13 protein-coding genes are annotated in these 15,073 nt (G+C 75.2%); 3 read left to right on the forward strand and 10 right to left on the reverse strand.

Annotated elements, in window-relative coordinates; all coding sequences use genetic code 11:
- Positions 1 to 26: 26 nt before the first annotated feature.
- Entirely contained in the window at positions 27 to 1,550 is a 1,524-nt protein-coding gene (locus Q5530_RS30345) for a phage tail sheath family protein (RefSeq protein WP_415366250.1), read from the reverse strand.
- A gap of 243 nt (positions 1,551 to 1,793) precedes the next feature.
- On the opposite strand from Q5530_RS30345, the gene Q5530_RS30350 reads away from it, so the two are divergent.
- Positions 1,794 to 3,029: a DUF4157 domain-containing protein gene (locus Q5530_RS30350; RefSeq protein ID WP_415366251.1), complete on the forward strand. Its 1,236-nt coding sequence runs from the start codon at positions 1,794 to 1,796 to the stop codon at positions 3,027 to 3,029.
- A 196-nt stretch (positions 3,030 to 3,225) separates the two neighbouring features.
- Here Q5530_RS30350 and Q5530_RS30355 read toward each other — a convergent pair whose 3' ends face one another.
- The 5 genes from Q5530_RS30355 to Q5530_RS30375 all read right to left on the reverse strand — a co-directional run bounded on the left by Q5530_RS30355 (position 3,226) and on the right by Q5530_RS30375 (position 11,198).
- Positions 3,226 to 4,362, reverse strand: a complete 1,137-nt coding sequence (locus Q5530_RS30355; protein ID WP_415366252.1) for a hypothetical protein — start codon at positions 4,360 to 4,362, stop codon at positions 3,226 to 3,228.
- Between the two features lie 28 nt (positions 4,363 to 4,390).
- Complete coding sequence (locus Q5530_RS30360) at positions 4,391 to 6,466, reverse strand: ATP-binding protein (RefSeq protein WP_415366348.1); 2,076 nt, start codon at positions 6,464 to 6,466, stop codon at positions 4,391 to 4,393.
- Between the two features lie 173 nt (positions 6,467 to 6,639).
- Positions 6,640 to 7,329 carry a DUF4255 domain-containing protein gene (locus Q5530_RS30365; protein WP_415366253.1) on the reverse strand — a complete coding sequence of 230 codons (690 nt, stop codon included), beginning with the start codon at positions 7,327 to 7,329 and terminating at the stop codon, positions 6,640 to 6,642.
- A 25-nt stretch (positions 7,330 to 7,354) separates the two neighbouring features.
- A complete protein-coding gene (locus tag Q5530_RS30370) occupies positions 7,355 to 10,414 on the reverse strand; it encodes a hypothetical protein (RefSeq protein WP_415366254.1) in 3,060 nt (1,019 codons plus the stop codon).
- Positions 10,415 to 10,574: 160 nt separating this feature from the next.
- Positions 10,575 to 11,198, reverse strand: a complete 624-nt coding sequence (locus Q5530_RS30375) for a helix-turn-helix transcriptional regulator (RefSeq protein WP_380638513.1) — start codon at positions 11,196 to 11,198, stop codon at positions 10,575 to 10,577.
- 168 nt (positions 11,199 to 11,366) lie between these two features.
- Here Q5530_RS30375 and Q5530_RS30380 point away from each other — a divergent pair, with 168 nt between their 5' ends.
- Positions 11,367 to 12,665, forward strand: a complete 1,299-nt coding sequence (locus Q5530_RS30380; RefSeq protein ID WP_415366255.1) for a hydrolytic protein — start codon at positions 11,367 to 11,369, stop codon at positions 12,663 to 12,665.
- 78 nt (positions 12,666 to 12,743) lie between these two features.
- Here the strand turns inward: Q5530_RS30380 and Q5530_RS30385 are convergent, their stop codons facing one another.
- Positions 12,744 to 13,247 (reverse strand): hypothetical protein, encoded by a 504-nt coding sequence (locus Q5530_RS30385; RefSeq protein WP_415366256.1) that lies wholly within the window; start codon positions 13,245 to 13,247, stop codon positions 12,744 to 12,746.
- Between the two features lie 147 nt (positions 13,248 to 13,394).
- On the opposite strand from Q5530_RS30385, the gene Q5530_RS30390 reads away from it, so the two are divergent.
- Positions 13,395 to 13,571, forward strand: a complete 177-nt coding sequence (locus Q5530_RS30390; RefSeq protein WP_415366257.1) for a hypothetical protein — start codon at positions 13,395 to 13,397, stop codon at positions 13,569 to 13,571.
- 305 nt (positions 13,572 to 13,876) lie between these two features.
- Here Q5530_RS30390 and Q5530_RS30395 read toward each other — a convergent pair whose 3' ends face one another.
- The 3 genes from Q5530_RS30395 to Q5530_RS30405 all read right to left on the reverse strand — a co-directional run bounded on the left by Q5530_RS30395 (position 13,877) and on the right by Q5530_RS30405 (position 14,849).
- A complete protein-coding gene (locus Q5530_RS30395; protein ID WP_415366258.1) occupies positions 13,877 to 14,158 on the reverse strand; it encodes a hypothetical protein in 282 nt (93 codons plus the stop codon).
- Between the two features lie 62 nt (positions 14,159 to 14,220).
- A complete protein-coding gene (locus Q5530_RS30400) occupies positions 14,221 to 14,478 on the reverse strand; it encodes a hypothetical protein (RefSeq protein ID WP_380638522.1) in 258 nt (85 codons plus the stop codon).
- The gene (locus tag Q5530_RS30405; RefSeq protein ID WP_415366259.1) at positions 14,475 to 14,849 is read right to left on the reverse strand and encodes a hypothetical protein; all 375 of its coding nucleotides are present in this window, start codon (positions 14,847 to 14,849) and stop codon (positions 14,475 to 14,477) included. Before Q5530_RS30405 ends, Q5530_RS30400 begins: the two co-directional genes overlap by 4 nt.
- Positions 14,850 to 15,073: the final 224 nt, after the last annotated feature.

Here is a 15,073-nt window from a genome sequence, read left to right on the forward strand (position 1 = left end):
TGGTTCACGCGCCCCCTCGGGGCGGCTCATTCGCTGACGAGGCTGGTGCTGTCGGAGAACTGCGCCAGCTGGAAGACCACGAACTCGGCGGGCTTGACCGGGGCCACGCCGATCTCGCACACGACCTGGCCGAGGTCGATCGACTCCCGGGGGTTGTTCTCCCGGTCGCACTTGACGTAGAACGCCTCCGCGGGCGTGCGGCCGAACAGCGCGCCCCGCCGCCACTGCTCGGTGAGGAAGCCGGTGATGTTGCGCCGGATGCTGGCCCACAGGCGGTCGTCGTTGGGCTCGAACACCACCCACTGCGTGCCCAGCAGGATCGACTCCTCCAGGTAGTTGAACAGCCGGCGCACGTTGAGGTAGCGCCAGGCCGGGTCGGAGGACAGCGTGCGGGCGCCCCAGACCCGGATGCCGCGACCGGGGAAGGCGCGCACGCAGTTGACGCCGATCGGGTTGAGCAGGTCCTGCTCGGCCCTGCTGATGTTGATCTCCAGGTCCACCGCGCCGCGGATGACCTCGTTGGCGGGCGCCTTGTGCACGCCGCGCTCGTTGTCGTTGCGGCTCCACACGCCCGCGATGTGCCCGGCGGGCGGCACGAGGGTGTTGCGCCCCTTGGCCGGGTCGAAGACCTTGATCCACGGGTAGTACAGCACCGCGTACTTGGAGTCGTAGTTGGACCCCTCCATGCGCCAGGCGCGGACCTTCTGCGCGGTGAGGCCGGGGGGCGCGTCGAGCAGCGCGACCCGGTCGCCCATCTGCTCGCAGTGCGAGATCATGGCCAGCTGGACGGTCTTGACGCCCTCCAGGTCGATCAGGCCGCGCCGGTAGGCGCCCATCAGGTCCGGCGCCACCACCATGGTGACCTCGTCGACGCTCTCCAGGCCGCCCACGCCGGTGCGGGCCTCCGGGTCGCCCAGGTACTCCTGGGCGTCCAGCTCGGCCAGGGCCTTCGCCGGCTCGGGCGTGGTGGACAGCGCCACCTGCTGCTTGTCCGGGCGGGCGAGCGCGCCGCCGGTCCGCTCGGTGACCCGGATGAGCCCGGACCGCTCGGACACCTGCGTCACGACGTAGTTCTTGACGTTCTTCTTCGTGGAGACGTCGTAGGTCTCCGCCACCTTGCCGCCCTGCCTGACCACCAGCTTGAAGCGGTCCTCCGGCTGGTTCTCGCCGTCGGCGTCGGCCACCTCGACCGAGAGGTCCGGTCCCGCGCCGGGCAGCGCCGCCACGTGCAGGCCGCCCAGCTCGGCCGGCGCGGGCGCGGGCGGCTCGGCGTCGGCGTCCGTCGCGGCACCGCCGACGCGCACCACGTACGCCGCGCCGCCGCCGTTGGCGAAGTAGCCGTAGACGGCGTGCGGCAGGTAGGCGTCCTCGGTGAAACCGCCGAAGAGCTGGACGTACTGGTTCCAGTTCGACACGAGCGTCGGCCGGTGGAAGGGCCCCTGCTCGGCGAAGCCGATGAAGGCGGCCACCGCGGTGCCGACGCCCTCGATCGGGCGCGCCCCGGACTGGACCTCCTCCACGTAGACGCCTGGTGAGAGGTACTGCGGCATGGTCGCTCCCCTGTCTCGTCCGCTCTGCGGTCCTCGGCTGCCCCACCAGCCTGCTGCGGGCGCGCCCGCGCGGGCAGGTCCCGCGGCCCCCGGCCGGGGGCAGAGCCGTTGCCCGGAAGGACATCCGTACCCCGTCCTACCGCGACTTTGCACCCGACCCTGCCCTCGCAGGCATTGGTCGACACCGCGGGCTGGGCGACAGTGATCACGCCCGTGCGGTCCACACATGAGCGGAGCGACCACTTGAGCATCCACCGACACGATTCCGAGCTGTGCGGCAACCACGCGCAGCGGACCCCCGCGCCCCCGGTGCCCGCCCTGGGCGGCCTGCTCGCCCTGCAACGCCAGGTGGGCAACGCGGCGGTGGCGGGCATGATCGACGTCCTGCGCGCGTCGAGCGGTTCCCCCGCCGCAGAGGACGAGCAGCAGCAGGAGAACCAGGTCCGGTCGGTCCTCGGCTCGGCCGGCCGCCCGTTGGACGAGCCCGTGCGCCAGGACATGGAAGCCAGGTTCAGAGCCGATTTCAGCGAGGTGCGGGTGCACACCGACACCGTCGCGCAGCGCTCGGCGCAGCAGGTCGGAGCCCGCGCCTACACCTCGGGCAACCACGTGGTCATCGGCGCCGACGGGACCGATCCGCACACGCTGGCGCACGAGTTGACCCACGTCGTCCAGCAGCGCTCGGGGCCGGTCGCCGGCACCGACGCGGGCAACGGCCTGCGGTTGTCCGACCCGTCCGACCGGTTCGAGCGGGAGGCCGAGTCGAACGCGACCCGGGTCATGTCCGCGCCACCGGCCACCGAGGCCGCGGGCCGGGTCGACACCGGGACACGTGCCGGCGACTCCGGCGCGATCCAGCGCGCACCGTCGTCGGGCAACGACGACCAGCGGCGGCCGTGGGTCCCGAACGCCGCCGCCGCCCCGGCGAACAGGTGGTTCGCGAACACCACCCCGGGTCGCACCGACGGCGTGGTGCTCAGCGGCCACGGCAGCTGGAGCCGGGCGGACGGCTACTTCAGGGTGCCGGCCGGCACCCGGCTCCACTTCTACACCCTGCTCGGTCAGACGATCACCGACGGCCTCGGGCAGGAGATCGAGGAGGGACGGGCCTCGGGCTCGAACGTCGAACAGGGCAGGACCGCCGGGAGCGCGGAGATCTACGTCGGGGGCAGGTCGGCTCCCAACGTCGTGCTGGAGACGCCTTTCGAGCTCACCGTGTCGGGGGACCCGGTGGTCGTCACCCCCACGGCGGCCGGGTACGACGTCGAGCTCAACCCCGGATCGGCGCACGCCAACACGGTCTCGGTGGCCAGCCTGAGCGACCCGGTTCTGGCGGGCCACTCGATCACGGTCGACGGGCAGCTGACGCTCTCCCAGCTGATCGAACCCGACATGGGCAACGTGCACCTGGCGGCGTGTCGTTTCACCGACTCCCCCCGGGGCGGCACGCGGAACCAGGAGGAAGGGCTGGGCCCCTGATCGCCCACCGGGCTCCGGGCACGGTTCCGCGACCCCGCCGGGCGGTGGTCCACCACCGGAGCGCCCCGACGCGATGCGCGTCGGGGCGCGGGTCGAGCGGGACGCGGGTCGAGCAGGGCGCGGGTCGAAACGGGGCGCGGGTCGAGCGGAGCGCCGGCGCCTGTCGGGGGCACCGACGCCGAGCGGGGCACCGGGGTCAGCGGTCGGGCGCCCAGACGAGCTGCGGGGGCCGGTGGGGTGAGAAGCAGATCAGCGGCTCGCCACCCCGCAGGTGGCCTGTGACGATCTTGTCGAACATCTTCTCGTCCTCGGGGCTCCCGCGCTCCCACCTCATGTGCGCGCCGTGCATCACGCCCTTGTCCGCCTTGGTCATCAGGCGCACGGACGCCTGGTATGCCTCCTCGGACAGCTTGGGCTCCCGGATCGGCTGGTCCTGGTCGGGAGCCGTGTCCCCGCCGACCGCGTGGCGGATGTCGAACACGTCGTGGTCCCCGGTGATCGGCCAGAACTTCCCGCCGGTGCCCTTGCGGTACCCCAGCACCCCGTTGTGCACCGCAACGGTCCCCTCCGCCTCCAGCGCCTCGATCGGCTTCTCCAGGAGCGCGAACTGCTCCGCACGATCCTCGTGCCGCTTCACGAGTTCGTTCCACCGGGCGTCGGTCATGCCGTCCCCCCGGACCGGCTGCCGCGGGCGGAAGTGCCCCACCAGGCCGACGTTGGTCGCGGCCGCGCCCAGCTCGACGTCCAGCTTGTTGATCGTCTTGGCCTTGATCTTCTGCGGTTTCGGGACCGCCAGGCCCCGCAACCACCCGGTGCTCGCGGGGTTGGTCGGGCGCACGTAGATCGACAGCCCCATGGTGTCGGCGAACTCCTGGAACCACTCCTGGTTCTCGACCGGCATGCCGCGTTCGTCGCGCAGGGCGTCCCGGTCCGGTGGCGCGAACCGCGGCGCGGGCCGCGCGACGGGCTCCGCCCGCGCGTCGACGCCCATCAGGTCGCACAGGATGATCACCTCGTCGTAGGTGAGGCCGGTGCCCTCGACCGGAACGGACTCCGACGTCTCCGCCATGTTCGGCGGACCGGTGACGCCGAGCGCCGCGTCCCGCTCGCGCATCCTGCTCTGCATCTCTTCGCGCGCCGCGGTGTCCGGCGAGGCCCGCTGCACCGGCAGCCCCTCCCGCCCCCGGGCGACGAGCCTGCTCGTCGCCTCGTTGCCCAGGGCGCGTTGCAGCTCCAGCACCTCCTCCGGCCCGCGCCGGACCGGCTCGTCCGCCGGAACCCGCCGGACGGGGTGGCGGCCCCGTTCCCGCTCTCCGTGGTCGTGGGCGTGCATCGGAACCTCCGCATCGGGGTCGGACGGGTCACCGCGGCGCGTGCCACGGCCCGAACTCGCTCTCCAGCAGGAGCCGGCCGAGCTTGCGGTACTCCTGGCGCACCGACGTCACCACGTCGGCCATGGTCACCGGGCGGTCCGCGGCCGCCGCCAGGTACGCCGCGGTCACCGCGCAGGCGCGGATCGACCCGCCGGCCAGCTCGAAGCGCTCGGCGCAGAACGCCAGGTCCAGGTCGTCGGACCGGGGCGCCGCGGGGCCGAGGCACCGGTCCCACAGCGCCAGGCGCTGCTCGGCGTCGGGCACCGGGAAGTCCGCGATCACGTCGATCCGGCGGGTGAACGCCTCGTCCACGTTGGACCGCAGGTTCGTGGTCAGCACGGCGATGCCGTCGAAGGACTCCACCCGCTGCAACAGGTAGGCCGACTCGACGTTGGCGTGCCGGTCGTGGGCGCTCTGCACCTCCGACCGCTTGCCGAACACGGCGTCGGCCTCGTCGAACAGCAGCACCCCGTGCACGCCCGCGGCCTCGGTGAAGATCCGCTCCAGGTTCTTCTCGGTCTCGCCGACGTACTTGTCCACCACCGTCGACAGGTCCACCACGTACAGGTCCATGCCGATCTCGGCCGCGACGACCTCGGCGGACATGGTCTTGCCGGTGCCCGACTCGCCCGCGAACAGCGCCACCACGCCGCGACCGCGACCGCCGCCGGGGCGCATCCGCCACTCCCCCAGCACGCGCTCGCGGTGCCGCGCCCGCACGACCAGCTCGGCCAACTGCTGCCGGGTCTGCGCGGGCAGCACCACGTCGTCCCAGCCGACGGCCGGCACGATCCGCCTGGCCAGCCGGTCCAGGCCGGCCCCGTTCTGGGCCCGCACCCCGGCGCGCACGTGGTCCAGGCCGACCGGCCGACCCTCCACGGTGGCCAGGTCCGCGGCCACCGCCACCGCCCGGTCGACCTCCCCCGGGCCGAGCCGGTACCCGGCCAGGTCGGGCAGGAACGCGGGTTCGCCGCCGAGCGCGCGCGTCCACCAGGCGGCCCGTTGCGCGGGCAGCGGGGACCCCACCGGCACCGACAGCACGGGCCGCGCGGTCCACCTCGGGTCCCAGTGCCGCCCGCTGTGCAGGACCACCGGCAGGTCGCCGGTCAGCGCCACCAGCTCCCGCAGCAGCCGCGTCCGCTCGGGCACCAGGGGCTCCAGCGGGCCGAGCACGACGCCCGCCCCGCGCAGCCGGGCCTCGCGGACCACCGCGGCGAGCTCGGGGTGCTCCTGGTCGGCCAGCGCCGCCACGTCGAGCACCACCGCGCCCCGACCGGCGGCGGCCAGCGCGGCGACCGCCACCGGACCCGCGTCGCCGCCGGCGGCCCGCAGGTGCACCGGGGTGACCCCGGCCCGCAGGCCCGCGCCGAGGCGCCCGGGCAGCTCCGCCACCGGGGCGTCGTCGCGGGGCACGAGGCGCGCGAGGCCCGCCACCAGCGGGTCGGGCGCGTCGTCGCCGAGCAGGTGGGCCACCACCCGGTCGGGCGAGCGCAGCGCCCGGGACAGCGCGGGCGAGCCGGGGTCGTGCACCTCCAGCAGGCCGCCCGCCACCAGGGGCGAGGTGGCGGTGAAGCGGAAGCGCCCCGGACCCGCCACCGGCACGCCGCACAGCCGGAGCGCCAGCCCCACCGTGGCCCGGCGGCGCGTGACGTCGTCGTTGAGGTAGCCGTAGAGCCGCTCGAAGCGCGCGTCCACGTCGGGGGCCATCGCCACGAGCAGGAACTCCACGTCGACCGGGTCGAGGCCGAAGTCCCGGGCCAGCGCGGTGAGCCGGGGTCCGGGGTGGGGCACGAGCGCGGCCAGGGCGTCCAGCTCCGGGTCGGGTCGGGGCGCCTGGAGCGGCGGCTGCCGCGGCGCGGCCAGCACCGCCTGGACGGCCTCGGGGGTGAGGTAGAGACCGCGGTAGGGGTCGTCGGGCGCGGGGTCGGTGGCGCGCCGCGCCTCGACCGCCCGCCGCACCCGCCACTCGACCGCGCTCAACCGCGCCCACAGGTAGACCAGGTCCGCGCTCTCCGGGGCCGCGGGCGCGGCGTCACAGGGGGGCTGGGTGTCCCCGGCGGGCACGGCGTTCCCGGGGGTCGGGGCGCCACCGGCAGGCGCGGCGTCCCTGGGAGGCACGGCGCCCCCGGCAGGCACGGCGTCCCCCGCGTCCCCGGCAGGCACGGCCTCACCGGCGTGCACGGCGTTCCCGGCGAGCGCGGCGTCCCCGGACAGCGCCGGGTCGACGACCAGCCCGGTCACCGGATCGCCCCGCCGCGACGCCGCCGCGGGCCCGGCACGGGCCGGGGACGGGTGGCGGCGAACCCGTCGCCCGCCGCGGTGGACGGCCCCTCGTAGCGCAACCGGCGCGAGCGCTCGCCGGCCTGCGCCGCCGCCTCCAGCACCACGCCCTCGGTGACCGGCGGCCCGGCCTGCGTCCACTCGCCGGCCAGCGGCGCGATGACCTTGAGGTCGATGGACGGCTTGAGCTCGCCGCCCAGCGCCGACCACATCTCCGAGGTCGCCCGCCCGTCCGGCGGCTGGGCGGAGTTGAGGATGACGCCCAGCCCCAGCTCCGCCAGCGTGCCGGTGAGCCAGTCGTTCGCCATCCGCTCGACGCGCACCAGGCACGCCAGCACCTCCGACAGCAGCCGGTGCTCGTCCTGCGGCCGGTTGGTCCACGCCGTGACCAGGTAGGCCAGTTCGAACCACCGCGCCGGGCCGCGCCACCCGGTCAGCACGCCCTCGTCGTCGTGGACCTCCGCGCCGCCCGCGTGGCGGCGCATCACGTCCTCGCGGATGTCGTGCAGGAACACGTTGACCGTGGGCGCGTTGCGCCGCGCGGACCAGTCCTTGGTCGGCGCGTCGAACGACAGCTCGCCCCCGCCGCCGGGCACGCCCGCAGCGGTCAGCATCCGCCGGATCGCCTCGTCCACCTCGTGGATCACGATCACCTCCTGCTCGTCGTGGGGCTCACCGGCGCGACACCATGTCCGGCGGTCCGATGGACCCGGCGACCACCAGGAACGGCGTGGTGGCCGGGCTGAAGCCGGGGCCGGTCGCGGTGATGGTGCGCGGCCCGGTCCGGTCCTTGGCGAGGATCAGCAGCTGCGCGGTGAACCGGCCGTCCGCGCGCGGGACCGCCGGCGCCGCCGCCGCGGTGATGCCGGGCGACCAGTCCAGCCGGACCGGCGTGCCGGGCGGGAAGTCCTCGCCGCGCACCGAGGTGACGAACCCGGGCTCGCCGATCGGCGGCACCGCCACGATCCTCGGCCGGAGCACGGTCATCGGCGCGGCCGCGGTGTTGTCGGCGGGGTTCGCGTCGGTGCCGGTGGTCCGCAGCACGCCGCGCACCTCGGTCCGCACCGCCGCGTCGGGCGCGAGCACCACCCGCACGACCTGCGTGGTGCCCACCGGGAGGTCGGGCAGCGCGCAACTGGTCGGCGCGCACCCCGGCGGCGGGGTCGCCACCGGCACCCGCGCGGGCAGCAGGAGGTCCAGCCGCAGGCCGGTGGCCAGGGCGCCGCCCCCGTTGCGCACGGTGTAGGTCACCACCGCCCGGCCGCCCACGTAGGACGGGTCGGGCTGCACCGCGACGGTCAGGGCGGGACCGGCCGCGGGGACGGGCGGGGGCGGCGGCAGCGTGGCCGTGGTGGTGGTCGTGGTGGTCGTGGACGGGGGCGTCGTCGTGGTCATCGGCGGCTCGCCGACGGTCAGCACGGTGTCGTCGGCGTTGTCCGAGGGCAGCGCGTCGAGCACGGCGCCGGCGACCGACCAGCCCAGCCGGTGCGCTCCCGGCACCACGCCCACCACGTCGGCGACCACCTCGACCGACGCGCCGGGGTCCAGCACGCCGAGGTCGCAGCGCGGTTCGCCGGCCGCGCACCCGCCGCCCGACGTGCGCAGCCCGACCAGCCGCAGCCCCGTGGGCACGGCCGCGGTCAGCGCGGTGCCGGGCGAGGCCGCCGGGCCGCGGTTCCGCACGATCACCGGGATCGAGGCGGTCCCGCCCGCGTCGACCGACGCCGTCGGCGGCGCGTCCACCGCGAGGTCGACCGACTGCTGCCAGGTGGGCTCCTTCTGCCGGCCGGGCAGGTCGGTGGCGACGCGCTCCAGCACCCCGGTGCCGGGATCGAGCACGGCCAGCTCCTCCGGCGAGCGGGCGTCGCCCTGCCGCCGGGTGGTCAGCACGATCCGGCCGTCCGGGGCGAACGCGGCGTCGCGCGGCTGGAACGGCCCGGCCGGGTCGTTCACCGGCCCGGCGCACGAGCCGCCGCCGAGCAGCACCTCGCAGCCGAGGTCAGCCGGCGTCACCCGCAGCAGGCCGTCGAACTCCCGGTTGAACACCAGTTCGCGCCCGTCCGGGCTGAACGCCGGGCTGTCGTCGGTGACCCGGCAGTCGCCGCCGCACACCAGCGCGCTCAGGTCGCGCTGCCGGTCCAGCGCGCCCGCCCGGGTGGTCCAGATGTGGTTGTCGCGGACCTCGCCGGTCGGGCCGTCGGTGGTGGTGCCCCTGGTGAACGCGATCGTGGTCCCGTCGGGCGACCAGGAGGGCTGGGTGTCCTCGCGCTCCGCGACCTCGGGCGGCGGTCGCAGCACACCGGCCACCGCGCCCGTGGTCGCGTCGACGACCACGATCCGGCTCGCGGAGCCCTCCGGCCGCACCCCGCCGGGCGAGCGGCGCGCGAAGGCGATGAACCGGCCGTCCGGCGAGAAGGTGGCGTCGAACTCCCAGTCGGCGGGCTGCCGGTCGGCCACCGGCACCCGGCGCGGGTTGCCCCCGTCGGCATCGACCAGCCACAGGCGCTGCACCCGCAGTCCGCCCTCGTCCTCGAACCGGCTCAGCAGGATCCGCCGCCCGTCCGGCGAGTAGGACTGGCGGTGCGCCCACGGGTCGAAGCCGGGCCCGGGGTGGAACAGCAGGTTCGGGTCGTCGACCGCCCCGGGGTCCTCGCGCAGCACCGCCACGCCCAGGTCGCGCGGGTCGGACCCGTCCGGGCGGATGTCCTGGAGGGTGGCGGTGAACCAGGTCGGGGCGCTGGTGCGGGAGACCAGCAGCCGGGGTGCGGGGCCGTCGACCTGCCAGCTCGGCGAGCTCAGGTGCCGGTTCTCCCCCAGCAGGAGGTCGGGTGGGGCGGTGAGCGGCAGTCCCGGTGCCGTGTCGGCCCGGTAGACCTTCACCGCGTTGGGGTCGGCCGGGCAGGAGCAGGTCTGGTCGAGGCTCAGGAACAGCAGGCGCGAGCCGTCCGGCAGCCAGGCGGGCCAGTGCCCGCGCCACGCGGCCTGGTCGCCGCCCAGCAGCGGGGTGCCGACCCCGGTCCCGGTCAGCACCCGGACCTGCGGCACGTCACCCACCCACAGCGTGTAGGCGATGCGGCCGTCGACGGGGTTCCACGCGGGCTCGCCGGCGTCACCGGTGGGCTCGTCGGTGACCCTGGCGCCGGTCCCGCCGGTCACCGGCACCCGGTAGACCTCGCGCCCGCCGTCGCGGTCGCCGGAGTAGGCGACCTCCGTGCCGTCCGGGGAGAACGTCGGCCACGACTCGTCCGAGCCGGTGTCGGTGAGCTGCCGCGGCTCGCCGCCGTCCACGCCGACCAGCCACAGGTCGCCGCGCGAGCCGAACACCACGGTCCGCAGGTCGGGCGAGAGCTGCGGGTGCGCCGCGTCGTGGCCCTCGGTCAGCCTGCGCACGCCGCCGTCCGCGGCGCGCACGTACACCTGGGGTCGCGGCTCGTCGCGCAGGCTGGTGAACACCAGCAGGTCGCCCCGGGCGGACACGTGGTCGTCCTGGTGGGCCGGCCCCTCGCCCGTCACGGGTTCGGTCGGGCCGAGCCGGTCGGGTTGCGGGTCGACCGCGTAGCCGAGGCTGCGGTGCCCGGTGCCCGCGTAGGCGATGCGGCCGGACACCGGCTCACCCGGCTGGCCGGACGCTTCGAGGGGGTCGGTGACACCACGCACCACCGCGATCCCCCCGCACGCCACCAGGGCCGCCGCGACCGCGGCGAGGGTGCGGGTACGCGCCCTTCTGGACAAGGTTCCACCTCCGGTTGCGGGCCTGTCGCAGGCGATCGTCGCCGCGGGCGGCGGGCGCCGGGGAGGTCCGGTCGGGCAGGGTCCGGGAAGACCCCTGGGCTGTTCGGGCAACGAGGTTCGGTTGGGGCGGCGGTTCTGTGGGCGGCGGTTCCGGGAGGGCTCAGATCAGGCCCTGGCGCATCACGTAACCCACGGCGTGGGCCCGGTTGCGCAGCTGGAGGCGGGTGGTCACCTCGTGCAGCACGTTCTTCACCGTGCGCTCGGAGAACGACATCCGCGTCGCGATCTCGGCGGTGTCGTACCCCTCCGACACCAACCGCAGCATGTCCGCCTCGCGAGTGGTCAAAGTGGACAGTGTCGGCCCGTTGGGGTCGAGCACGCCGCGCTGCAACCGGCTCACGTGGTCCAGCAGCCTGCCCAGCAGGTCGCCCGGCAGCACCGCCTCGCCCCGGGCCAGGGCCACCGCGGTGGCCACCAGGCGGTCCTGGTCGGCCTCGGCGCGGCGGACCACCGCCACCACGCCGCAGTCGATGGTGGTCTGGAGGGCGTCCTGGTCGAAGCGGCCGACCACGACCCCGGTGCGCGTGCCCGACGAGCGCCGCAGGCGGCGCAGCAGCGACGCCGCCGCGTCGTCGACCTCGTCGACCACGACCAACGACACCTGCGCGCGTTCGTGCTCGCGCGGGTCGAGCACCTCGACCTCCGGTCGCGGGCGCAACTGGTGCGTGACACCCGTGCGCAGCACCGGGTCCTCGGCGTACACCGCGACCGGGATCCTCGTCATGACCGCCTCCCTGGCGAGAGCGGGACCGCCCCGGCGGTCCTCGTGCCGCCATCCTGCGCACCCGGCGCGGACCGCGGGGGACGCGGAGGTCGCCGGTGCACTTGTTTGCCCGCGGTGTGCCCTTTCCTCCCTGACGCGGGGGGTTGGGCCCTGCCTACCGTTCGACCGGTGACCACAACGACCGAATTCGGTCTCCCGACCGTGGTTGTCACGCCCGGTTCGGAGGCGAGCACGAAGCTGACGGTGCGCAACGACAGCGACATAGTCGAGGCGTACGAGTTCCAGGTGGTGGGCGAGTGCGCACCGTGGACCTCGGTCGAGCCCGCGCGGCTCTCGCTCTACCCCGGCACCTCCGAGCAGGTGACCGTCCTGCTCCGGCCGCCGAGGTCGCCGGAGGTGCGCGCGGGCGAGGTGCCGCTGGGCGTGCGCGTGCTGCCGGCGGAGCGCCCGGAGTCGGTGGTGGTCAGCGAGACCACCGTCGTCGTCGAGCCGTTCCTGGAGCAGCGCGCGGAACTGGTGCCCGAGCGACGCCGCGCCTGGCGCAGCGCGCGCTACCACGTCGAAGTGCGCAACGAGGGCAACACCCCGATCGCGGTCGCCCTGGTCGCGGCCGAGTCCGACGACCAGCTGCGCGCCACCGTGCCCGCGCGGCCCGAGCCCGTCGAGCCGGGGACGCTGGTGGAGCTGCCGGTGCGGGTGCGCGTCGGCAAGGTGCTGTGGTTCGGCGCGCCGGTGCCGTGGCCGGTGCGGTTGACCGCCGGGTCCACGACGCCCACCGCCCTGCCCGCCTCGGCCGAGGCCGCGCAGGCAGAGGAGCTGGAGGGCGAGTTCCTCCAGCTGCCGGTGTTCCCGAAATGGCTGCTGGCGTTGCTGGCGCTGCTGCTCGCCCTGCTGCTGGCGTGGCTGCTGCTGGTCCGCCCGGCCGTGCGGAGCGCCGCCCGCGAGGCCGCCGACGACCGGGCCGCGGAGCTGGTCGAGGCCGGTGAGCAGCAGGCCGCGGCCCAGGAGCCGCCCGCCGGGCAGCAGCAGGCCGGGCAGCAGGCCGGCGAGCAGCCGCCGGGCGGTCAGCAGCAGGAGCAGCCCGGCCAGGGCGACGCCACCGGCGTCGGCGAGCAGATGTCCAACACCATCGAGATCCGCACCAACACCGGCGACCAGGGCACCGGCAGCTACGTCGTGCCCGCCGGGAAGGTCTTCCGCATCACCGACCTCGTGCTGGCCAACCACCAGGGTGACGAGGGGGTGCTGACCATCGTCTTCGGCGAGCGCACGGTGACCACCATCGCGCTGGAGACCATCCGCAACCAGGACTACCACTGGGTGACGCCGATCGACGTGCCGGAGAACAGCGCCGTCAGCGCGACGGTCACCTGCGCCAGGCCGGGGACCCCGGCCAGCGGGCGGCAGGCGCCGAACTGCCTCCAGCTGCTCAACGTCAGCGGCGCGCTCGCGGACGTGCCGCGCTGAGCGGGCGGGGGTGCGCCCGGCGCGGCGCGCGGCGGCACCGTCCCGACTGCCGCGAACCGCTCCGCCCGCCGGGCGCGGTCAACCGTTGACCGCGCCCCGCACGACCCCGCCCACGATGCGTCCCGCCGTCGGCACGAACAGCGGCACCACGGGCAGCGTGCCCAGCACCGCGCCGGTCAGCTGCACCGGCACCAGCACCGAACCCACCACCACGGCGAACAGCGCGTCGCGGCCCCGGAACGGCAGGTGGGCGAAGGCGAAGCCGGCCAGGGTCGACAGCAGCCCGTTGGAGGCGGTGACCGTGCAGGCCACGAGCGCGGAGTTGCGCAGCGCCGGCCAGAAGTCCACCGCCTCGAACACCTCGCGCGCGTTGCGGGCGAACTCGCCGCCGGGCAGCAGCGGCGGGACGCGGCCGGAGATGGCGGCGTTGTCGTGCGAGGCCACCGCCACCGACCAGTACAGCGGGGACCCCGAGGCCGCCACGACGACCAGCAGCGCCGCCAGGGCCAGGGCGCGGTGGAGCGGCCCCCGCCGGACCCGGCCGGCACAGGACCTGGTGGCACGAGCCCCGTTGGAGCGCACCCCGCCCGCACGACGCGGCGCAGCAGCGCGGCGCTGACCAGCGAGAGCACCGCGCACAGCACGAACAGCACCCACGACACCGCGGCCGCGTAGCCGAGACCGGCCAGCGCCCAGTTGACCAGGCCCTGGTCCCGGCCGAACAGCTGGGTGAACACCAGCGCAACCGCCACCACCGGCACCACGTTGGGCAGCAGCACCACCGCGCGCCACACCGCGCTGCCGCGCAGCGGCCGGTCCAGCAGCACGGCGACGGCCAGCGCGCCCAGCAGCTGCGGCACGGTGGCGACCACGAGGATGCTCACCGTGTTGCCCAGCGCGTTGTAGAAGCCGGGGTCGGTGAACAGCGCCGCGTAGTTGGCCCACCCGATGAACGCCGTGGGCCCGTCGAGCAGGTCCCAGTCGTGCAGCGACAGCCACGCGGTGTGCGCCGCCGGGTAGGGCCCGAACACGCCGAACACCGGTCGCACCTCGGCGTCGCGCAGTCCCCGGTAGTGGGCAGGATGCCGTCGTCGACGAACAGCCTCTTCTGCTGCTCGGGCGCGGTCAGCCACTCGGCTACCCGGTACGCCTCCCGCTGGTGGCCGCCCTGTGCGGGCGCCACCAGGTGGGAGCCGCCCCAGTTGCCGCCGCTACCGGGCAGGTGGTGGCGGCGAAGCGGCCCTGGTCGACGGCCACGTCCCAGTCCGGGGTGAACGGGCGACCCGCGCGGTTCGCCCCTTGGCGCCCACGGAGCCCGCGATCCCGAACGCCCGCCGCACGGTGGGGTTGGTGCCGCCCATGAAGGAGTCGTCGGCCTCGGCGAAGCAGTTCTCCCGGGCCTGGTTCAGCACGGCGGCGTAGATCGTGCCCGCGGAATCGGCGAAGTCGGCGTCGAGGACCCGCTCGGCGAACCGGTCGCCCACCACCGCCAACAGCACTCCCGAACGACCGTCCCGGCCGCGCCGGCAGTGCCGGCGACGCCCGAAGGGACACCTCAGCAGCGGCGGCGGTTCCACTCGTCGAGCAGCGCGTCGATCCAGGCGCCGAGCAGGTCGGCCATCTCGTGGTCGCCGCACGCCAGGTGGTCGCGCAGCTCGGCGCGCGCGTCCGCCAGCTCGACGCCCAGGTCGACCCGGCCCAGGTCGACCCGGGCCGGTTCGGCGCCGGGCAGCGCGGTGCCGGGCACGGCCGGCAGCGGGACCACCGGCTCGGGCACGGGTGGTTCGGGCAGCAAGGGCTCCGGAGGGGTCACCGCCGCCTCCCGGAGTTGCGCCCCGCGATCCGCAGGGCCTCGATGTACTTCGGCAGCTCGACCAGCGCCCGTTCCCAGCTGTCGGAGTTGAGCTGTCCGGCGAACACCGCGTCGACCACCAGCCGGTCCACGTCGGGCGCGACGTCGTCCCCCGAGGCGTCGCGCAGCTTGCGCGAGAGGTCCAGCTTGCGCAGCCGCGACCGCACCTCGTCGAGGGTGCGTTCCAGCTCGCCGATCACCCCCTGGGCCTGGACGGGCTCCAGCACCAGCCAGCCGCGCCGGGCCAGCTGGAGGAACAGGTCGCCGGCGAAGCGCTCCGGGGGGGAGGTGCGCCCCAGGCCACCCGTCTCGCCATCGGACCGCACGTCCATCGCACCCTCCGCGTGGGGACCGGCACCGCGTGGGTCCCAGCCCCCCAGGTTCGCCCCGGTACCGGGGATGTCCCCCGACCCCACCACGCCTCGCGCGGTGGGAGAAGACCGGGCGCTCGGTTCTGCCCGTCCTTACCCCTGTTCTGCCCTCGCGCGACAACGAGGGCGACGAATCGTGTCCGCCGGCCGGGTGAACGAACCCTTGAAATTTGAACCAACTCGGG

Source organism: Saccharothrix sp. BKS2, from assembly GCF_047689505.1.
Classification (GTDB): Bacteria; Actinomycetota; Actinomycetes; order Mycobacteriales; family Pseudonocardiaceae; genus Actinosynnema; species Actinosynnema lopnurensis.